Here is a 21,676-nt window from a genome sequence, read left to right as displayed (position 1 = left end):
CTACTCCTTTCCTGCCAGAGCTGCGTGCGAGGTTTCCAGTGTCGGGTCGAACTTCCACTCTTTCAACTGCATTGGCCCCATATTCCGTATCTCATTAGTGAAGCTGGTGATCACTTCCTGAAACCGCGCTCCTTCCGATGCCGACACCCATTCCAACCGAAGCCGTTCCGGTGGAATTCCCATCCCTTCCAATATCTTCTTGGTAAGAGGGATGCGGCGGATACACTTGTGGTTGCCGTTGACGTAGTGGCAGTCCCCAAGATGACAACCGCAGACGATAACTCCATCGGCTCCGTTTCGGAACGCATCCAGAATAAATCCCGGGTCGACTCGCCCACTGCACATCACGCGGATCGTCAGTACATTCGGCGGATATTTCATCCGCGAGGTTCCCGCCAGATCTGCGCCGGTATAACTGCACCAATTGCAGAGAAATCCTATGATACGTGGTTCAAAACTCATATCAGCATTCCTTCGATCTGGGCATAGATCTGTTCATCGGTGAAGTGGCGAGCTTTGATCGCTCCCGACGGACATCCGGCGACACAAGTGCCGCAGGCTTTGCACATCGACGAATTTACCTCTGAGACTTTCTTGGTTTCATCAAACGTGATCGCATTGTACGGACAGAGATCATTGCAGATCTTGCACCCCGAGCAGTACTCTTCCATGATCACCGCATACGCGGCATCCATCAGCACTTCCCCCTGGCACATCAACCGCATCGCCTGAGCGGCCGCGGCTGAACCCTGCGCCACAGAATCCGGAATATCCTTTGCTCCCTGACACGCACCCGCCAGGAATACGCCATCGGTGGTAGTCGAAACCGGCGCGAGTTTCGGATGCGCCTCGATAAACCAGCCATCCGCTCCAGTCGAGATATTCAGCTTGCGCCCGAACTCCTTGGCATCTTTGCGAGCCTCCAGCGCGGTACAGAGGACTACCATATCGACCGGTACCTCGCGGAACTTCCCGGCCAGCGTATCTTCACACCTAACCAGCAACTGCCCCTCATGATTACGGCTGAAGCCCGCAGGTACCACTTCCGCCCCTTTGCCGCGGATCACGTTGACTCCTTCATGCAGGATTCGCTGGTAGAATTCTTCGTACCCCTTGCCGAAGCTCCGCATATCAATATAGAACTGGTAGACTTCGGCGCTGGTTTTCTCTTTCACCAGATGCGCAAACTTGAGCGCATACATGCAGCAGACTCGGCTGCAGTACTGGTGATATTTCTCGTCGCGGCTCCCGATACAATGCAGGATCGCGATCGATTTCGGCTCAGCGCCATTCTCGAGGATCACTTTGCCGCCGGTCGGTCCGGCCGCATTGTTCATCATCTCGAATTCATTTGCCGAGATCACATTCGGATACTTGCCGTAGCCATATTGCTTCATCGGGGATGGATCAAAGTGATCGAACCCGGTCGACACGACGATCGTCCCAACCTCTATCTCTTCCACTTTGTCGGTGCAGTTGAAATCGATCGCCTCTTTCTGGCAGACCTTGGCGCAGATCATGCACTGACCCGTTTTGTAGTGGATGCAGTTCTCGCGGTAAATGCGCGGCACATTGGGGACCGCCTGGCGGAAATCAAGCGTGATAGCCGCATTCGGCCGAAGATTGATCTCCTTGTGATGAATTACCCGTTCCTCGATATCTTCCATCTTGATATACCCGGTCGGGCAGAGTTTGGCACAGGCGCCGCAGAGAATACAGGCATCGGAATCGAGATTGAACGGCGTCGCGACATCGCGGGCATTCCCACGATTAACGAACGACAACGCGTGCGCGCCGACAACTTCATCACAAATACGGACGCAGAGCCCGCAGAGAATGCAGGTGTAGTCCTCGACATGCCAGCGCGGCTCGGTGATACCGAATCGTTCGGCCAAGCGCTCCAGGACCGGAACAGGCGAACAGTTCGCCATTAACAACTCAAGGTTGGTGCGACGAGCGTTCATCACCCGCGGAGTGTTGGTCAGGATCTCCAGACCATCCCAGGCAGGATAGTTGCAGGCAGTCACGATCTTGTTCCACCCGTTGCCGGCTCTCGCCTCTACTGTGCAGATTCGACAGGCCGCGTACGGCGTCATATACGGATAGTAGCAGAGCGTTGGTATATCCACCCCGATCTGGCGCGCCGCCTCGAGGACGTATGACCCTTCCTCTACCTCAACTACCTGTCCATCTATTTTGATTTTGACTTTCATATCTATCTCCTACACGCTCGCCGCTGCGGTTGCGCGGACCGGGGCTTGCCAGCGTTCTTTCGCCCGTTGCTGCAGCTTGTCGCCGTCGCCTCGTTTGATCCGTTTGATCGAATCATGCCGGCAGATCTGGTAGCAGGCCCCGCACTGGATACACTTATCCTGGATGATCATATGCAGCTTCTTCGGCTCGCCGACAATGGCATTGGTCGGACAGGCCTTGACACAGGCAAAACAGCCGGTGCAGGTTTCATCGATCGCGTGCGATACCAGATCCTTGCACACCCCGGCAGGACACCGTTTGTCGACGCAATGCGCCATATACTCCTGGCGGAAATAAGTGACTGTCGACAACACCGGATTCGGCGCCGAGCCACCCAATTGGCAAAGACTGGTATCAGTGATCACCTGCGCCAACTGCTCCAGCGACCGGATGTCTTCCATACTCCCTTCACCACTGCAGATCCGGTTGAGGATATCCAGCATCACCACGATCCCCTCGCGGCATGGCACACACTTCCCGCACGATTCTTCCTGCAGGAACCGCAGGAAATACCGCGCCACATCGACCATGCAGGAATCGGAATCCATGACGATCATCCCGCCCGAACCCATCATCGAACCGGCACGGGTCAGTTCGTCGAAATCTACCGGAAGATCCAGCAGCGATTTGACCTGTTCATCTTCGCGAATGTCACCATGCGCCACCAAGGAATCATGAATATCCGGGTCGCTGGTTTCCACGATCAGCGTGCCGCCGGAAGGTCCCCCGGTCTGCACGGCTTTGAATTTCTTCTTTGGATTGGAAACACCGCCGCCGATATCGTACAAGATCTCGCGGAGTGTGATCCCCATTGGGACCTCGACCAGACCAGTGTTGAATACTTTACCGGTCAGCGCAAAGACCTTTGTCCCTTTGGAATTATCGGTTCCTATCTTGCTGAACCACTCCGCCCCCTTTTCGATGATCACCGGGACATTCGCCCAGGTCTCGACATTATTGAGGCAGGTTGGCTTATCCCACAGCCCCTGGTCGACCGTATGAATATACTTGGCTCGCGGCTCTCCCATCTTCCCTTCGAGCGAGGCCATCAGCGCGGTTGACTCACCGCACACAAAGGCGCCGCCGCCGCGCGAGATCTCCAGATCAAAATCAAATCCTGTCCCGAGGATATTTGTCCCGATCAACCCAAGCTCTCTCGCCTGCTCGATCGCAATACTCAGATTCTTGACCGCCAGCGGATACTCGTTGCGGACATAAATGAAACCTTCATTGCTGCCGATCGCAAAGGCTCCTATCACCATTCCTTCGAGAATGGAGTGCGGATTCCCTTCGCACAGAGAGCGATCCATAAACGCGCCCGGATCCCCTTCATCCGCGTTGCAGATGACATATTTCGGCGAACCTGGCGAACGTCGGCAATGCTCCCACTTCCGACCGGTCGGGAAACCGCCGCCCCCACGACCCCGAAGCCCGGATTTCTTCATCGACTCGATGATCTTCTCGGGCGCCATGGTCGTTAGCGCCTTGACCATCGAGGTATACCCGCCGAGGCAGATGTAATCATTGATCGAGGTCGGGTCCATCATGCCGTTTTTGCCGAAAATCAACCGCATCTGCTTTTTGTAGAACGGTATATCCGCCTGGTGTTTGATCACCTCTTTCGAGATCGGCTCTCTATATAGCAGACTATTGACCAGTCGCCCGCCAACGATCGTCTGGTCGATGATCAGCTTGGCATCGGATGGTTTCAGCTTTTGATAGAATATCCCTTCCGGCTGGATCAGGGCCAACGGACCGCGTTCGCAGAATCCGTGACAGCCGGTTGCTTTCAGCTCGACATCATTCTCGAGATTGGCTTTCGCCAGCTCGGTGCGAAATGCGTTCACCACCGCCTGGCATCCGCACGCCTGACAACCAGTCCCGGCACAGACCGAAATGATCGTTTTGCGGCTGTCCCGCTGTTTGATCAACGACGCACGGAATTGTTCCAGTGCCTGGATGGAATCAAGTTTTGCCGGTGTCATGCAACCTCCTCTGTTCTCGGCGTCTTTTTGCCGCGAACTTCGGCCAGCATCTTATCGACTTTGGATACCGTCATATTCCCCCAGTAAACATCGTTGGCAGTCACCAACGGTCCCAGTGCGCATGCCCCCAAACAGTTGACGCTTTCCAGGCTGTATTGCTGGTCCGCCGAGGTCTGCCCGGACTTTATTCCCAGATCCCGCTCCAGCTTGTCGACTATCACGTTCGCCTGACGCACGTGACAGGCGGTCCCGGTGCAAACGCAGATATGATTTTTCCCCTTCGGCTCAAGACTGAACGACCGATAAAATGTCGCCACCCCATAGATCTGCGCCAGGGGGAGTCGCATCTTCTTCGCCACCATCTCCATCGCATCTTTCGGCAGATAGCGAAAGTGCTTCTGGATATCCTGAAGGATCATGATCAGGGCCGAAGGCTTGGCGCCATACTCCTTCACGATCGCCGTGATCCGTTGCTCCAGGTCGAAATTAGTCTCAGGATGGTCACTCATAGTTCAGCACCTTCCTCTATGTCGACCTCCATTGCGGCCGGCACATTTTCAGGCATTGGCTGTGCGCCGGTCAGGATAGTCAGGTCATGTTTCGGTCCAAGGATATACTTGTCGCGGACATCCAGCATCCGTCCTTCACGAAAGACCCGTCCCCCCAGCGTCATCCGCCGGTATTCCGGTGTCGGACGACTGATACACGCCTCAAAACAGGCACCGCAACTGTTGCACTTGCTCGTGTCGACATAGCGGGCCTTGCTTTTCACTTTCACTTTGAAATTCCCGATCGAACCGCTGACCGACTCGATATCCGCCCAGGTCAACAGCGTGATATTCGGATGTTTCCCCACCGATACCATCTTGGGCGTCAGAATACATGCGGCGCAATCGAGCGTCGGAAACGTTTTGTCGAATTTTGCCATATGGCCGCCGATAGTAGCTTCACGCTCCACCAGATAGACCTGGAAACCGGCATCCGCCATCTGTAGCGCGGACTCTATTCCGGCGATGCCGCCGCCGATCACCATGACCGCCTTTTTGATCGGCACTCGCCGCATCTCCAGTTCCTCATGGAACCGGACACGCGCCACTGCCGCACGCGTCAACTGCCCGGCTTTGTGAGTCGCCGTTCTCGGATCCTCACTCACCCAGGAGACCTGCTCCCGAATATTCGCCATCTCAAAGAAATAGCGATTGAGTCCTGCCGCTTCGACAGCTTTGCGGAATGTCCCTTCATGCATCAACGGACTGCACGCCGCCACCACGATGCGGTTCAGCTTATGTTCTTCGATGTCCTTGCGGATCAATTCCTGCCCCGGGTCCGAACACATGAAACGATACTGTGTCGCGATCACGACGCCCGGCATATCCTTCACCGCCTCGACCACTTTGTGCGGATCAACCATCTTGGCAATATTGGTTCCGCAGTGGCAGACATAGACGCCGATCCGTATTTCTCCGTTCGTGGAGCCATGAACATGCTGTGTCATCGCACACCTCCGGCGGCCAGCAGTTTCTCAGGCGAGATCAGCAATTTGTCGATCCCCATTTTCTCGGGCGAGATCCCCAACGCGATACCGATCAGGTGACTGAAATAGACGATCGGAATATTGAATTTCTTCCCGTACCGGGTGTTGATCTTCTCCTGATATGCCTCGAGATTCATCTCGCACAGTGGACAGGCCGTCGCAATGAGATCGGCACCGTTCTCTTCCGCCGCCTGGAGTAACTGCATATTGAGTTTCAGCGCGATATCTTCGCTGGTGGTCATCAGCATTCCGCCGCAGCACCGCACCTTGCACGGATAATAGGTCACGGTGGCGCCGACCGCCTCGATCAGCTTGTCCATCGTCACCGGTTCATCCACATCATCAAAATGTCCGTCGGGTCGGACTATCTGGCACCCGTAATACGGGGCAACCTTCAATCCCTTCAGCGGATTTTTGACCAGCGCTTTCAGCTTCTCCGGCCCAAGATCATTATAGAGGATGTCCACCGGATGCCGCACCTCGACATCTTTGTCGTATACCAATCCGGCCGCTCCCAGTGCTTCGTTGATCTTTTCGCGATCTTTGGGATCCCAGTGAACCTGCTTGTTGGTCTTGCGAAGGATCGTATAGCAGGAACTGCACGGGGCGCAAATATCCATGTTCATTTTCTGGGCGATCGCCAGATTGCGCGCCGAGATCGCATGCCCGACCGTCTTGTTGACCGACATATACATGGTGGCGCCACAGCAATTCCAGTCCTCGATCTCATGCAGACCGATCCCCAGCGCCTTGAAGACTTCGCGAACCGACTTATCGTACGGAGACGCGGTCGTTTCGAGGCTGCAGCCCGGGTAATAGGCAAACTCTTTCATCGTCACTCCTCGAATTTGTTGGCCCGCTCGATAATGGCCCGTACTTCGTTCACCCGACGGATCTTGCTCGGGAGCACCGCCAACCGGCCGCGACGCATCATCGCCAGACCAAATCCGGCTGTCCCGAACAGCTTCCAGAAATTCGACTTCAGCAAATACCTAATCCCCAGACCCAGCTCAAAATTCCGCCCGTACTTATAGACATTCTGCATGAACGCCTTCGACAACGTGTGCACTGGGAATTTGGGCGGATAGATCCGACGGCTCATCGCCAGACGCTTCAGCGCATACATCGTATCCGTCACCTTGATCCCCTGCGGACAACGAACCGTACAGGAGTAACAGGAGGCGCAGATCCAGATCGTCCGGCTCTGCAGAATATCCTCTATGTGGCCGGCCCGGAATAACGCAATCGTCTGCCGCGGCGTGATATCCATTGTGTATGACACCGGGCATGTTCCGGTACAGGTGCCGCACTGGATACAGTTCTTGATCTTCTCACCATCCGGAAAACTTGCCACTTGCTCCCAGAAGGCGGCGCGCAATTCCGCTTCGGCTTTCGGGAACGGGGTCAGAGTATCAGGCATCTTTTCCCTCCTGAGCCGCACGATTCAATCGGTGCGTCCGGTAATGCATACCAGCACAGTCGCACTTCACAGGTATCGAGTAAATCGTGGGCGTCAAGGTCTTTTTTATACCGTTTATCAGTTTATGGACTTTTTACTCCATACTGAGGAGTATCTATCTACTCCGACCGTTTTTGTCAAGCAGATAGCAATTTCAATTTGAGGATTTTTCACTGGAAATCCGCCATTTTTCGAGCGGAAGAAGCCGATCACTCGCACGTGAAATCCGGAACAAATGACGCCAAGAACCAAGAGCCAAACGGTAATTTCTGTCCTGTTTTAAATGCCGCTCGCAATCTACTTCATCTGCCTCACTAGTCCCCGATTGCCACTAGCTTTTCGCACGCACGAACATTTCCACTGTATGCGGCATCACAAGTTAGCGGCATTATTCCGATAGGTAAAAACGGTGTCATTACTTCTTTCCTCTTCATTTGCGAACGCATTTCGCTTTTTCTTCTCCTTCGCGAACGTGGACACGCAAGGAAATAATTCTCAATTTTCCCTCTTGACATAATAGATAACCCTGTCTATTATTACGTTGAAGGCGTTTCGCGCCGGATAGTCCGGGCTGTGCCTGGTGCGACGCAGCGGATAGTTCAGCGTCGTGTGCGCTTTCGAGAGCGATTAGCTTTTTTGTTACCGGCGCCCTTGTGCTTCACACAGGGGCGCTTCTTTATAGAAGTGGGTAGCACTCTCCTCCCCCCTCTCTTACCCCTGCCCGATCAACGGCTATTTTCCCGCCACTTGGCTAATCTCTTGCTGATCCTCTACTTAACCTTTTCGCGTCGAATCTCCATCGCCGCTGTCATCTCCTCGCACAATCTCTGAAAATTTCGTCGTTTCGATGCAGTCCTGCTTGACATTTGTGAAAGAATTCACTACTAATAGCGGCACTAATTTGTCCGCTTTGGGCGAAAGAACAATGGTTTACTATAATACGAGCGAGAGCAACTGCACCGGATCTGTCAGGACTCACCGAATGATTATTACTGTCATGCGATGTCCACGGTCGGCTGCCTCGCATTTTTACATCCTTAGGAGGAAATGGTAATGGAAAGCAAATCTTTCAATCCATTCGCCATGGCGCAGGCGCAGTTTGACCATGCCGCTGATTTCCTGGGCTTGGATCAAGGTACTCGTGACCTGCTCCGTTGGCCGGCCCGCGAATTCCAATTCGCGATCCCGGTCCGGATGGATGATGGCACAACCAGAGTGTTCCGCGGATTCCGCGTTCAACACAACGACTCTCGCGGTCCGTCCAAGGGTGGCATTCGCTTCCACCCGCAGGAGACCGTCGATACCGTCCGCGCTCTGGCTATGTGGATGACCTGGAAGTGCTCCGTGGTCGATATCCCGCTCGGCGGTGGTAAGGGTGGCGTCATTTGCGACCCGCATCACCTCTCCATGCGCGAACAGGAACAGATCTGCCGCGGCTGGATCCGCCAGCTCTCCAGAGTGGTCGGCCCGCTCATCGATGTTCCCGCTCCCGATGTCATGACCAATGCCCAGCATATGCTCTGGATGCTCGATGAATACGAAACCATTCATCGCGGCCACTATCCGGGCCTCATCACCGGCAAGCCGGTTGGCCTGGGCGGTTCGCTCGGTCGTACCGAAGCTACCGGTTACGGCGTCATCTACACCGTCCGCGAAGCGATGAAAGAGATGAACATGGATCCGAAGAACTGCACCGCCGCGGTCCAGGGCTTTGGCAACGTCTCGCAGTACGCTATCCGTCTCTTCCAGCAACTCGGTGGCAAGGTCATCTGCTGCTCCTCCTGGGATCAGAAGGACCAGACCTCATATACCTATCGTCGCATGCAGGGGCTCGATGTCGACGCTCTGCTCACTGTCACCGACCGTTTCGGCGGCATTGACAAAGCCAAAGCCAAAGAGCTCGGCTACGAAGTTCTCCCCGGTGAAGCCTGGATCGAGCAGGATGTCGACGTGCTGTTGCCGTCCGCTATCGAAAACCAGATCACCAAAGAAAACGTCGCCAAGATCGGCAAGCGCGTCCGGATCATCAGCGAAGGCGCCAATGGCCCGACCACGCCCGAAGCTGACAAGGTCATTCACGAACGCGGTATCTTCATGATTCCGGACTTCCTCGCGAATGCCGGCGGCGTCACCTGCTCCTATTTCGAGCAAGTGCAGTCGAACATGAACTACTTCTGGGAGAAGGACGAAGTTCTGACCAAACTGGACACGAAGATGACTTCGGCGTTCCATCAGGTGTCGGAACTGGCTCGTCAGCGGAAGTTGTACATGCGCGATGCAGCGTACATCATCTCGGTCAGCCGAGTGGCACAGGCCTGCAAAGATCGCGGCTGGATCTAGTCTTCCCTGATATCTTTCTTAAGCCATACTGTAACCGGCCGGGTCAAGAGACTCGGCCGGTTTTGTGTCTGGTATCGCAACATACCCCAAGCACAGTCTGTCCTTGATATTCCAAGCGCAGAGGTTGCTTCGAAATCGCGGAGGTAAATCACTTGCTGTAACAGGCACACGGCCCGCGATTTCTCGCAATGACAGCACCACAAAATCACCAGATCACAGTCTGATTATCATCCTCAAGAGAATATAAATTGCGTTTGACGCATTTTCACTGACAGCAGGTGTCAGCGGTTATGAGTAGAATGCTCCTGCAGCTGTCATTGCGAGGAGCGCTAGTGTCGAAGACACTAAGCGACGAAGCAACCTCTGGAGCAAACCATGAAAGTCTATGCTGTTTACATCCTGACCAACGCCATAAACACGGTTCTCAATACGGGAGTGACCAATGACCTTGCCCATCGCGTCTGGCAACACAAGAATGGCCAGGGCTCGACCTTTACAAGCAAGTATCGCGTCACGAAATTGGTCTATTTCGAGACATTTGGCGATATCACAATGGCGATTGCGCGCGAAAAGCAGATCAAGGGCGGTTCTCGCAGGAAAAAGGCAATGCTTGTCGAATCAATCAATCCTGATTGGCGCGATCTGAGTGAGCAGCTTCGTCTAGGAAAGTAGCTGGAGTTATCCCCCCTACCCCTCCGCCACCCGCCCCAACAGCCACCAGAACGCTTTCCCCTTCTGGTAGCAATTAATACACTCCGAATGCGCGCAATCGCATGACGCGCACGTGTGCGACAAACACCAGTCGGCTGCCCACTCGCAGGCATCCGATGCATCCGGATAATAGACCCCAGCCGGGTCATAACTTTCGATATCCGCAAAATCAAACAGCCACTTGTCATGCGCCTCGCAATACGCCCGAATCTGATTGTTGCGCGCGTACAGATTCCCATCCGGTCCGGTCCCGTCCAGATGCCCGGTCATGTAGATAAAAACCACATCCGGGTAATCCGACTCCAGATCATTCATTGTCGCCAGATAGGTCGCAATCCCCTCTTCACTGTTCGAACTGACCCCGCCGCACCATGACCATATCACGACATTGCATTCCGGATTATCATTCAGCCAGGCACGGGTGATCGGAGCCCAACTGGTGTCGCCATCGGCGCCGAGGTCATCCCCCACTTCATGAACCAACGGCTGACGGAACGACCCATCCTCCATCTCCACCAGATCCAGCCCGGTCATCAATTGGCTCCCGTGCGAGGTATGGCCGTAGAATATGTTCAAGCTGTCCGCCACATTCTCTTTGATCGCTGTGGCGATATCGCCGAAACCTGCGATAACGGTATGATCCGCCACATAGCCGTCGATCTGCGGGTCGGTATCATCAGTCCCCGTGGATTTCTTGGAATCACTACATCCGGAGGGGATAAGAAACAGAATCGCCGCAAGCAGACCAAAGTAGCGCATCAGCTCAGTATGTCGATTACGCATATCTCGCCTTTCGGATTGAGAGCATTCGTGGATAACCTATTCCTTATTATCGGTGACCGGCAAGGTGAATATGACAAAATTCGGCGCCCCTTTCTCATAGACAAGACTGACCCATAAACCAAGCTACAAGTAGATGCTGTGAAGGGGTCAAATCCGGGCATTTCTCCCCCACTTGCCATTCCGCCAGCGCTACCATATATTGGGTCCACTATGAAAATGATCATCTTCCTACTCATCCTTATCGCGGGAGGCCAGTGCATGGCAGCGGACACAAACAACTCCACCTCGACTGACTCAACCGCCCAGCAGATCTTCCAGGGCATGGTCGGCCAATGGGCCGGTATTACCAGAGTCTGGTTTGAAGGGGAAAAGCCGGTTGATGAATCCCCCTGCGAAGGCTCATTCAAAAGTATCCTCAACGGCAAAGCGATCCAGTGGGACTACACCGGAGCAATGCAGGGAAAGCCGCTTGTGGGCTCCGCTCTTATCGCCTTCAATAAGCAGAAGGCAGAATTCCAGATGTCCTGGATGGACACGTTCCATACCGGATCCGCCCTCTTCCACTGCCTCGGCAAAGCGATCGACAGCGGCTTCAGCGTCCTCACCCATTATTCAGACCCATCCGGCGGTCCTGACTGGGGATGGCGCACTGATTTCCGGATCTCCGGCACTGACCAGTTGACCATCACCATGTACAATATCTTCCCCGATGGCAACGAACAGAAGGGTGTCGAGACAGTCCTGGCTCGGAAGTAGTCCGACAATCAAGAACAGCACGGGCGGTCGCTCTGGCCGCCCTTATCATCCCTTCCGCTTTTACTGGCAGAACCACCCATCTGCATATATATTTGGCCCAACTGTGACAGCCTCGTGCAAACCCAGTTGCCGGGAGCAGTGACATTTCGAACTACCCGACAGGATATTATGCGGATATGAATAAACAGAAGAAGACGATCGACAACCTCCTCTGGTTCCTCCAGGAACGAGCCAAAGAGCTCAACTGCCTCTACCGAGTCGAAGAGATCCTCAATCTCCCCGATGCCCAGATCGCCGATGTTTGCCATCTGATCGTCAGCGCTATCCCCCAGGGATTTCAGTATCCCGAGGTCTGCAGCGCTTCCATCGCCGTAGCTGACAACACCTACGAGGCAGAGGATTTCAGACGGTCCCCCTGGGCCTTGACTGCCCCCATATTGGTTCAGGATAAGCCGATCGGCCAGATCATCATCCAGTATCGGCAGGAAATGCCGCTCGGCGACGAGGGTCCCTTCCTCAAAGAAGAAGTCAAGCTAACCCAGACGATCGCCGACCGCCTCGGTCACTTCATCATGTACCACCGCATGAAACATATGTTCAGCGAGTGGCAAACCGCCAAGGAGACCTTCGGCCAGAATCGCAAGGATGACTGGCGCGTTGTTCTCGACCTGCTTCGCCAGACCGACAAAAATCTCTTTCTCAGCATCTCCCACAAAATGCTGAACCACCTCTGTTGGTCCGGTATTGAGGAAGCCAAACAACTGGTCCTGACTAACAACCCGGACAATATCAACGAAGAAGAACTGGCTCGCGACAGCAACATGCCGCATCAGCGTCGCTCGGTCATGCTCTCGAACGACCACACCTCCGATGAGACCTTTCGGATCGCCGCGCAGCATATGTCAGATGAAGAGATATTCGCCTTTGTCCAGCGACGGATCCAGGAGGATAAGCTGGTCACACTTTCGCGTGCGCTCCACCAGAGCCAATCACTCGAGCAGTTGACCGATGCTATCCGACGTTACCACCGGATCGCCCCCCAGGGCGCGGATGTTCCTTCGGCAACGCAACGCGGTGTCCATGCCGCGCTCATCCGCCGGCTCTTTTCCGAGCAAGTGCAGTTTGTCGATATCGCCAAGAATTTCATCACGGTGAACGACTTCCACTCGCTGCTGCAAAATGTGGTCTTCGGCTCGGAAAGCCGTGGAAAGTTGGGCGGAAAATCGGCTGGCCTTTATCTGGCCGAGAAGATCATCGTCAAGTCGGCCAACGGCGATCCATTGCTTGCGGGGATCAAAACGCCTAAGACATGGTACGTCACGTCCGACGCCATCATGTCGTTCATGTATTACAACAATCTCGAAGAGATAGTCGAGCAGAAATACAAAGAGATCAATCAGGTCAGGCTCGAATATCCGCATGTCGTGCAGACCTTCAAAAACGGCATCTTCCCTCCCGAGGTACTCAAAGGGTTAAGTGTGGCGCTCGATGATCTCGGAGATCGGCCCTTGATCGTCCGAAGTTCCTCCCTGCTTGAAGATCGCTTTGGCGCCGCGTTTTCCGGCAAATACAAGTCCCTCTTCCTGGCCAACCAGGGGACCAAACAGGAACGGCTCAACGCCCTCTGCGATGCGATCACCGAAGTCTATGCGTCGACCTTCGGTCCCGACCCGATCGAATATCGCGCCGAGCGCGGCTTGCTCGATTTCTACGAAGAGATGGGGATCATGATCCAGGAAGTGGTCGGCACGAAGGTCGGCCATTACTTCCTCCCCGCCTATGCTGGCGTCGCGTTCAGCAAAAACGAATTCCGCTGGTCGCCACGGATCAAACGTGAGGATGGCCTGATCCGCCTCGTTCCCGGTCTTGGCACTCGCGCGGTCGACCGTCTCAGCGACGATTACCCGGTGCTCCTCGCCCCCGGTCAGCCCGGATTGCGCGTCAATGTCACAATGGAAGAATCGATCCGATACGCTCCTCAATATGTGGATGCCATCGACCTGACCACCAGCTCGTTCGAAACGGTCTCGATCCAGCACCTGCTGCGCAATTACGGTCATGAGATCCAGAACGTGCATGAGTTGGTCTCAATCCTTGATCGCGACCACATCCGCAATTTCCTCGGCCTGCATTGCGATTTCTCCAAGGACGACCTGATCGTTACTTTCGAAGGTTTGATCACGCGGACGCAGTTTGTCCAGCGCATCAAAGCGATCCTGCAGCTCCTCGAGTCGAAATTGGGGACACCGGTCGATATCGAATTCGCCTCCGATGGACGAGACCTGTATCTCCTGCAGTGCCGTCCGCAAAGTTCTGCCGATGAAAGCACTGCCGCGCCGATCCCAAGGGATCTCCCCAAAGATCGGGTGCTCTTCACGGCCAATAGGTATGTCTCCAACGGTCGGATGCCCGATATCACTCATATTGTTTATGTCGATCCGCAGCAGTACGACGCTGTCGCCGATCGACAGACGCTGATCGAGATCGGGCGAGCAGTCGGCAAACTGAACAAAGTCCTTCCCAAACGCCAATTTGTTTTGATGGGGCCGGGTCGTTGGGGAAGTCGCGGTGATATCAAGATGGGGGTGAGTGTCACCTATTCCGAGATCAACAATACAGCATCTCTGATCGAAATCGCGCGCAAACGCGGCAACTATCTGCCGGACCTCTCTTTCGGCACGCACTTCTTCCAGGATCTGGTCGAAGCTAATATCCGCTATCTGCCGCTTTACCCTGATGATCCGGGTATTCAGTTTAACGAGCAGTTCTTCAAAGATTCGCCCAGCATTTTCACGCAACTGCTTCCCGAAAGCGCGCATCTCGACCGCGTGATCCGACTGATCGATGTCCCTGCCGTTACCGGAGGACAGGTACTTCGGATCTTAATGAATGCAGATATCGATGAAGCTATCGGCATGCTATCGCAGCCAAAATCCTCTGATGATGATTTCGCATTGAAGGATCCTGAAGAAGCGATCGAACAGAGTCAGTCCTGGCGCTGGAGACATCGTGCCGCCGAACATATCGCCTCGCTGATCGATCCCGAAAAATACGGTGTGACAGCCGTCTATCTCTTCGGCTCAACCAAAAACGCGACCGCCAGCCCGCGTAGCGATATCGACCTGATTGTTCATTTCAACGGTACGGAAATGCAGCGACTGCTGTTGGAAACCTGGTTCGAAGGCTGGAGTCTCGCTCTGGATGAACAGAACTTCCGACGCACCGGTTTTAGGACCGACGGCATGGTTGATGTGCACTTTGTGACGGATGAGGATATTGCGAAGAAAACTACTTATGCCGCGAAGATCGATGCCATCACCGACCCGGCCCGTCCGCTGCAAATGATGAAGAAATGACGCCCGGCGGCTTACTGGAGAGCGGATGCCTGTAGCAGGTTGAGGCCATGCTCCAGTACCGTATAGCCCGGCATCTCGGTTCGTCGCACCAGCCGGTTGGAACTGTCATAAAATTCTACGCTGATGTCATACGTTCCCGGCGCGATGGCGAAATCCCCCACGTAGATCTTCCCAGGCAATAGTCGCGAGCAGCGCAGATCGGCATTCTCCGTCAAGTCGGTGCCGACATCGATCGCCGCCTTTTTCAGCCATCCCCCGAACCCGCCGGTATCCGCCTTCTTTTTCAGCTTATAATTGGCCAGCCCTTTGGCCAGAGCGCGGGCGATCGTCCTCAGATATATAAGCGACTTTTTCGCCTCAAACGTCTCACCCGCCACCGCCCCGACATCCTCGATCAGACTAAGTTGACCGACCGATTTCCCATTGGCCGCCACCACGATCCGGCTGATCGTCGATGGCTGCTGCTGTAATGTCGGGATCGCAAACTTGAAATAAAAATCCTCACCCACCGGCATTGGCAGATGACCATACTCGGACTCCGATCCATCTGCTCCCGTAAACAATATCTGAACCAGATTGAGTTGCTTGTCGGTGCGCAGGCGCAGATTGAATGGCTCTTTCACGGGCGCCAAACCGGCCATCGCCACCACACTGAGCAATGCCCCGCTGTCTGCCGCATAACGAACCTCTGGCGGAGAGAATCCATAAATATGCGGCTGACTCAGAAACGCATTCTGTAGCGCTTCGTAGTCGATGCGTGCATCATCCCACTTCCCATCCGCCGCGTACATATGCATGCTCAGGTATCGCACAAACGCGCTGTTGTTGAATCGAACCTGTTTCGCCTCGAAATTGACCCGATATTTGCTGCTGTCCCTGGCCATCCCTTCATTCAACTGCTGAGATGCGTCAGCATACTTCTGCTCCAGCAGGTCCAACTTGCGATTGGCCCGCCGGACTTCGACAAAAGCCGCATCAAAGGAATCGAGTGCGATGAAATTAAGCGCATTAAACAGATTGGCGTACAGCAGTTCATGATCCTCCCCCGCGTACTCCAGCGCATTGTCGTTAAGCATCATCGAAAGGACCGCTTTGGAGATGCTCCTCGTATACAGCTCTTCCCCTGCCTGGTCCGCCAGTTTCAGCTTTTCGACTGAGCCGAGATACTGGCCAGCATAGTAGCGCGCAAAACCGGCATCAAGGAAATAGATCAACCGATCTTTCTCCCCGTACTTGTTCGTCTCGCGCGCCTCTTCCAGTCGGACGATCACTGAATCGTACTCGTTCCGCCGAAGCTCCTCAGTGATCGGTTCGTAGAACGCCTTCTGGGTCCGCATCGTCCCGCACCCGGACAGCAGAAGCAGACCGGAAAGAAAAAGTAAGAGTATCCGCTTGGTCACAGTATTACGCGACTACCACTTCTTACTGCCCTGGGCGATCCCTTTTTTGATCTTCTTTGTGCCGATCCAGACCTTCTCGGTCGACTCAACGTTGATCAACTCGAAATCGGTCTGATAGAAAACTGTCTTGGTCCCCTCGATCTCATCGACGATATCTTTCACCGAGCCCAGAAGCACGAAATCCGCACCGGTCTCTTCGCGAAGTTTCTTCACTGTTTCGCGCGAGGCAAACTCCTGCTGTTCCTGACGCTCATCCCGGATCTCGTCGCGCTGATTGCGGGCCGCCACAAAACGGACCTGCCCGGAATTGATCAATTCCCGCTCAAAATCCTTGGAGAATGTCTCAGTATTAATATGCTCGGAGGTCTGGTTCCGGATCGTCCCCACCGTCACCACCGGCTTATTGCCGGTCGACCGGGAGAATTCGATCAGCCAGGGGCGGCCCAGAGCATCTTTGACCATCTCCTCGGCTACCAGACGGGCATCGGTGTCGTTCCAGCCGCCGCTCAGGTCGGTCACCTGATTGGAATCCAGGCGGGTGACCGTCCGGCCGCCGCCGCCGCATCCAACGATCAGGACAGTCAACAGTGACAGAATAATAAACAGTCTCATGGCATCTTCCTTTGCTCACTTCGAAGATTTCGCTTGTTGTAGTGCCGTCAGGATAGACTGGACCGACCAGCATGGCAAGTTTTTTTAACGCCACGCCGTTCACTGCAGGATCCGGTCGCCTCACAGCATTCTTTTGCACGTTCGCCCCGTCGGGTGTATATTTCGCCCGATGAAAACCGACACCACCGGAAATGGTCGATACCGTCATGCAAGCTGATCACCCTGACAGAGCCCCCCTCCTCGGCCAACGTCGAAGACGATGGCTGGCCGCGCTGTTGGTTTTCGGCGGTGCGCTCTTCATCTCCTGTTTTGTGGCAGTCCTGAGCCACCTTCGCTATGTGCAGAAGGGACTGGAGTCCGATCTCTGGACCTGGATCAAGGGAGAATCTTTCGACTGGTTCACCTGGGCGCTGCTTGTCCCGCTGATCGTTTGGCTGGCCAAACATGTCCGGATCACCCGTAAATCGCTCCTCTGGTCTGCCCCGCTTCACTTTCTTTTTGCGGCGACCACCTCCTCGATCACTCTGGTTATTGGCGTGATCGGCTCTGTTTGGGCGCACAAAGAACAACTCACCACCGATCAACTGATCGACCTCTGCATGCGCGAGATCATCTGGATGCTCCCCTGGTCGATCTTCATCTACTCAGGCATTGTCGCTGTTTACTACGCGCTCGACTATTATCGCCAGTACAATGAGCGGGAACTACGCGCTTCCAAACTCGAAGCAGAACTGACCCGCGCCCAACTCGATACGCTGCATACCCAGTTACAGCCGCATTTTCTCTTTAATACGCTCAATTCAATATCGGTCCTGATGCGCAAAGGTGAGATCGACACCGCCCAGCGAATGCTCAACCGCCTCAGCGAACTGCTCCGCCATGTCCTCGCCAAAGGCGGTACACAGGTTATCCCGCTCGAAACAGAGCTTGAGATAGTCAAAGGCTACCTGGAGATTGAACAGGTTCGTTTTGGTGATCGCCTGCAGGTGGAAATGCAGATCGATGACAGCGCCCTTAAAGCCCAGGTCCCGTCATTTGTCCTCCAGACCCTTGTCGAGAATGCCGTGCGCCACGGCCTCGCGCAAAAGTCAGGCATCGGCCATATTCGCGTCACCACCATGCGGAATGGTGAAAGTCTCACGCTCAAAGTTGAAGACGACGGCGTCGGCCTCGCTACCCCCTCGCAAAGCCGCGGTGAAGGAGTCGGCCTGCGCTCTACCCGCACCCGACTTGCCGCACTTTATGGCGAACAACACCATTTCAGCCTCTCCACGCCGCCTACCGGCGGGACTATCGCCTTGCTGGAGATCCCCTATCGTTCTGAGGAGCAATCGACTCATGGCTGAGAAGATCCGGACTCTGATCGTCGATGATGAACCGCTCGCCCGCGAAGGAATTCGCATGTTGCTGGAGCCGGATTCCGGTTTCTCCATCGTTGCCGAGGCCGGCAATGGCGCCGAAGCGATTGAGATGATCCGCCTCCACCACCCCGACCTCGTTTTTCTCGATATCCAGATGCCCGGCATGAACGGCTTTGATGTCCTTAAGGCGCTTGACGGCGAACCGATGCCGCTGATCGTCTTCGTCACCGCCTATGACAGCTACGCAATCCGCGCCTTCGAGGTTCACGCGGTCGACTATGTCCTCAAACCGGTCGACCCGGCACGTTTCCAGACCTCCCTCGAACGGATCAAGTCCGACCTGCAATTGCGTCGGGGCGGCGCGATCACCGCTCGCATGACTGCACTGCTTGAGGCCCTCCGCCGCGAAGAAGTCAAGATCGATACCCGCGGCTTTCTCGAACGATTTGTCATCAAAGAAGGCGACCGGATCTACTTCGTTAACACCGACGATGTCGACTGGATCGAGGCTGCTGACTACTACGTCCAGCTCCACACCGGCAAGAAAACGCACTTGATCCGGGAAACACTCAATCGACTCGAAACGCAGCTCGACCCGGCCAAGTTCATTCGCATCCACCGTTCGACTATCGTCAACTCAACTCGCATTAAAGAACTGAAACGCCACTTCCAGTCGGAGTTCATCGTCATTCTGCAGGACGGCACCAATCTCAAGATGAGCCGCTCCTATCGCGACAACCTCTCCGGTTTCCTCGGCGAAAAGGATTGACCATTTTTCTCCACTTTTGACGCTTCACCGCAACAAATCAGCGGTTGACTGCATTCGCCTCACTCTCTCACTCCTTCGCCCGTAAGTTGAACCTAAATGAACAGGATCACTTCGGACCCACCCATAGGAGGAGACCAATGACCGACCCTCGATCAACCCGCACCACGCTTGTTCGGGCCATTCAGATGCTGGCGCTCTGCATGCTTTTCGTAGCCGCAACCGAACTCGCTTACGCCACTGACTACTTCACCCCCGTTACCACCGGGCCAGTAGTCTCTGATGGTGGTGACAGCCGCTCTGTCAACTTCATCGACTATGACAACGATGGCAATCTCGACTTACTCATCACCAATGGACCCTCGTCTAACCAGGTAGACTTCCTCTACAAGGGAAATGGCGATGGCACCTTCACGCGTATGATGACCCCATCCATTGGTACCGTTGCGGCCGCATCCGATGGCGCCACGTTCGGCGACTATGACAACGACGGCGACGAGGACTGCTATGTCGCCACCTGGTGGGCACAGGTAAATCTTTTCCACATAAATAATGGAGATGGCACTTTCACGCAGGAAATGGGCACCGAACCCACCTTTGACAATGATTACTCCGAGGCCGCCACATGGGTTGATTACGATTCCGATGGCGACCTTGATCTGCAGGTCTGCAACAGCGCTGGAGATCAGCGGAATCAACTCTATCGCAATAACGATGATGGCACCTTCACCCGCGTATTTCTCGGTAGCATCACGAGCGATGCCCTGAAATCACGCGTTGGCGCCTGGGCAGATTACGACAACGACGGTGATCAGGATTGCTATGTCGCCAACGAGGCCAACACCGTCAACAATCTCTACCGCAACGATGGCGCCGGGACATTCACCAAGATCCTGACCGGCCCGCATGTTACCGATGTTGCCGAGTCCTTCAGCGCCAGTTGGGGCGATTACGACAATGACGGTGACCTTGACCTGGTAGTCGGCAATAACGGGGCACAGACCAATCTGCTTTATCGCAATGATGGTACCAGCTTCACCCGCATCGTGGGCTCTCCCGTCACCACAATCCCGGGAGATGCTGTCTCAACCGCCTGGGGAGATATTGATAACGATGGCGATATCGATCTCTTCATCACTCGCGCCTTTGGGCCGCCTGACGACAACAACCTCCTCTTCATCAACAACGGCAACGGAACTTTCACCCGCGAATTCGATGACAGCACCGCCACCGAAACCGGCTGGAGCTACGGCTGCGCCTTTGGCGATGTCGACAAAGACGGCGATCTCGACCTCGCCGTGGCGCGATGCCAGGGAGCCAATGAAAACAACTCGCTCTATCTGAACAACGGCAACAGCAACCACTGGCTGATCGTCGATCTTCAGGCGCTCTCCAGCAATCGCTCTGCGATCGGCACCCGCGTACGCGTCAAAGCGACTATCAATGGCATCCCCACCTGGCAAATGCGTGAGGTTTCATCTCAACCGGGATACTGCAATCAAAGCCAGATGGATCCCCACTTCGGCTTAGGCGATGCTACCACTATTGACTCTATCATCATCACCTGGCCCAGCGGCATTATTACCGTGCAGGAAAACGTCACCGTCGATCAGTACCTGGCAATCACCGAATGCCCGAATGTTGATCCCGATGGCGATGGTCAGATCTGCGCCGACAACTGCCCGACCACTTTCAATCCCGGACAGGAAGATGCTGACGGCGATGGCGTCGGCGATGTTTGCGACAACTGCTCCGTGCTCGCCAATACCGATCAGGCCGACTCGGACTCCGATGGGATCGGCGACCTCTGTGACAACTGCCCGACCGTCGACAACCCCGGCCAGCAGGACGCGAATAACGATGACATAGGCGATGCCTGCTGTTGCCTTGGGACCACCGGCAATGTCAACTACGTCGGAAATGTCGACCTGAGCGACCTGGCCACGTTGATCACCTACATGACGGTCGGTGGACTGACCCTCCCCTGCCCGCTCGAAGCCAATGTCAACGGTCTGGCCGGTATCGATCTTAGCGACCTGGCCCGCCTGATCACCTACCTGACCGCAGGGCCGATCACCCTCCCGAACTGCCCATAGACCGCCTTAGAGAGATATGCTTATGAACGGCAGTTTGGACACGGGGCCGGCAGTTTTATCTGCCGACCCCATTTTTTATCAAAATTTCTTTGCACGTATTATACCGCCACTGCGTCCCTGTCTATGCGGGAGTGGGTCTCTCCACGTTTCCCCGTTTATCCTCAAAAAAATGTAAGCACTTACCTATTTTTTTCGCTTTTGGCGAACCTTTCCCGCCGACCCTTCCGTATATCGACGAGGACAGGGTTCATCCGGACAACGTTT

17 protein-coding genes are annotated in these 21,676 nt (G+C 54.9%); 7 read left to right on the top strand and 10 right to left on the bottom strand.

Annotation, left to right across the window (positions count from 1 at the left end; all coding sequences use genetic code 11):
* Genes IPH75_01690 through IPH75_01660 form a run of 7 tightly spaced genes read right to left on the bottom strand, consistent with a single transcriptional unit; the run spans position 1 to position 7,192 of the window.
* A complete protein-coding gene (locus tag IPH75_01690) occupies positions 1–462 on the bottom strand; it encodes a hydrogenase iron-sulfur subunit (protein MBK7140774.1) in 462 nt (153 codons plus the stop codon).
* A complete protein-coding gene (locus IPH75_01685) occupies positions 459–2,213 on the bottom strand; it encodes a 4Fe-4S binding protein (protein ID MBK7140773.1) in 1,755 nt (584 codons plus the stop codon). The genes IPH75_01690 and IPH75_01685 overlap by 4 nt, the downstream gene beginning before the upstream one ends.
* A 9-nt stretch (positions 2,214–2,222) precedes the next feature.
* Positions 2,223–4,238, bottom strand: a complete 2,016-nt coding sequence (locus IPH75_01680) for an NAD(P)H-dependent oxidoreductase subunit E (protein ID MBK7140772.1) — start codon at positions 4,236–4,238, stop codon at positions 2,223–2,225.
* Positions 4,235–4,747: an NAD(P)H-dependent oxidoreductase subunit E gene (locus IPH75_01675; protein ID MBK7140771.1), complete on the bottom strand. Its 513-nt coding sequence runs from the start codon at positions 4,745–4,747 to the stop codon at positions 4,235–4,237. Before IPH75_01675 ends, IPH75_01680 begins: the two co-directional genes overlap by 4 nt.
* Positions 4,744–5,733, bottom strand: a complete 990-nt coding sequence (locus tag IPH75_01670) for a CoB--CoM heterodisulfide reductase iron-sulfur subunit A family protein (GenBank protein MBK7140770.1) — start codon at positions 5,731–5,733, stop codon at positions 4,744–4,746. Before IPH75_01670 ends, IPH75_01675 begins: the two co-directional genes overlap by 4 nt.
* Complete coding sequence (locus IPH75_01665) at positions 5,730–6,605, bottom strand: CoB--CoM heterodisulfide reductase iron-sulfur subunit B family protein (GenBank protein MBK7140769.1); 876 nt, start codon at positions 6,603–6,605, stop codon at positions 5,730–5,732. The genes IPH75_01670 and IPH75_01665 overlap by 4 nt, the downstream gene beginning before the upstream one ends.
* 2 nt (positions 6,606–6,607) lie before the next feature.
* The gene (locus tag IPH75_01660) at positions 6,608–7,192 is read right to left on the bottom strand and encodes a 4Fe-4S dicluster domain-containing protein (GenBank protein MBK7140768.1); all 585 of its coding nucleotides are present in this window, start codon (positions 7,190–7,192) and stop codon (positions 6,608–6,610) included.
* A gap of 1,092 nt (positions 7,193–8,284) precedes the next feature.
* On the opposite strand from IPH75_01660, the gene IPH75_01655 reads away from it, so the two are divergent.
* Positions 8,285–9,571, top strand: a complete 1,287-nt coding sequence (locus IPH75_01655) for a Glu/Leu/Phe/Val dehydrogenase (GenBank protein ID MBK7140767.1) — start codon at positions 8,285–8,287, stop codon at positions 9,569–9,571.
* A gap of 375 nt (positions 9,572–9,946) precedes the next feature.
* The gene (locus IPH75_01650) at positions 9,947–10,243 is read left to right on the top strand and encodes a GIY-YIG nuclease family protein (protein ID MBK7140766.1); all 297 of its coding nucleotides are present in this window, start codon (positions 9,947–9,949) and stop codon (positions 10,241–10,243) included.
* Positions 10,244–10,258: 15 nt separating this feature from the next.
* Here IPH75_01650 and IPH75_01645 read toward each other — a convergent pair whose 3' ends face one another.
* The gene (locus IPH75_01645; GenBank protein MBK7140765.1) at positions 10,259–11,065 is read right to left on the bottom strand and encodes a hypothetical protein; all 807 of its coding nucleotides are present in this window, start codon (positions 11,063–11,065) and stop codon (positions 10,259–10,261) included.
* A gap of 258 nt (positions 11,066–11,323) precedes the next feature.
* Between IPH75_01645 and IPH75_01640 the strand changes: the two genes are divergently transcribed.
* Both IPH75_01640 and IPH75_01635 read left to right on the top strand, forming a co-directional pair.
* The gene (locus tag IPH75_01640) at positions 11,324–11,821 is read left to right on the top strand and encodes a DUF1579 family protein (GenBank protein ID MBK7140764.1); all 498 of its coding nucleotides are present in this window, start codon (positions 11,324–11,326) and stop codon (positions 11,819–11,821) included.
* 176 nt (positions 11,822–11,997) lie between these two features.
* Complete coding sequence (locus IPH75_01635; GenBank protein MBK7140763.1) at positions 11,998–15,177, top strand: nucleotidyltransferase domain-containing protein; 3,180 nt, start codon at positions 11,998–12,000, stop codon at positions 15,175–15,177.
* Positions 15,178–15,188: 11 nt separating this feature from the next.
* Here the strand turns inward: IPH75_01635 and IPH75_01630 are convergent, their stop codons facing one another.
* On the bottom strand, positions 15,189–16,577 hold the full coding sequence (locus IPH75_01630; protein ID MBK7140762.1) for a hypothetical protein: 1,389 nt from the start codon (positions 16,575–16,577) through the stop codon (positions 15,189–15,191).
* A 12-nt stretch (positions 16,578–16,589) separates the two neighbouring features.
* The gene (locus IPH75_01625) at positions 16,590–17,189 is read right to left on the bottom strand and encodes a penicillin-binding protein activator LpoB (protein MBK7140761.1); all 600 of its coding nucleotides are present in this window, start codon (positions 17,187–17,189) and stop codon (positions 16,590–16,592) included.
* Positions 17,190–17,395: 206 nt separating this feature from the next.
* On the opposite strand from IPH75_01625, the gene IPH75_01620 reads away from it, so the two are divergent.
* From IPH75_01620 to IPH75_01610, 3 genes are all read left to right on the top strand, one after another.
* Positions 17,396–18,535, top strand: coding sequence for a histidine kinase (locus IPH75_01620; protein ID MBK7140760.1), 1,140 nt, complete (start codon positions 17,396–17,398; stop codon positions 18,533–18,535).
* On the top strand, positions 18,528–19,319 hold the full coding sequence (locus tag IPH75_01615; GenBank protein MBK7140759.1) for a response regulator transcription factor: 792 nt from the start codon (positions 18,528–18,530) through the stop codon (positions 19,317–19,319). The genes IPH75_01620 and IPH75_01615 overlap by 8 nt, the downstream gene beginning before the upstream one ends.
* Positions 19,320–19,456: 137 nt before the next feature.
* Positions 19,457–21,412, top strand: a complete 1,956-nt coding sequence (locus IPH75_01610) for a VCBS repeat-containing protein (protein ID MBK7140758.1) — start codon at positions 19,457–19,459, stop codon at positions 21,410–21,412.
* Positions 21,413–21,676: the final 264 nt, after the last annotated feature.

It is taken from the genome of bacterium, from assembly GCA_016708025.1.
Taxonomy (GTDB): Bacteria; Zixibacteria; MSB-5A5; order GN15; family FEB-12; genus FEB-12.
This window is presented reverse-complemented; position numbering and strand designations above follow the sequence as displayed.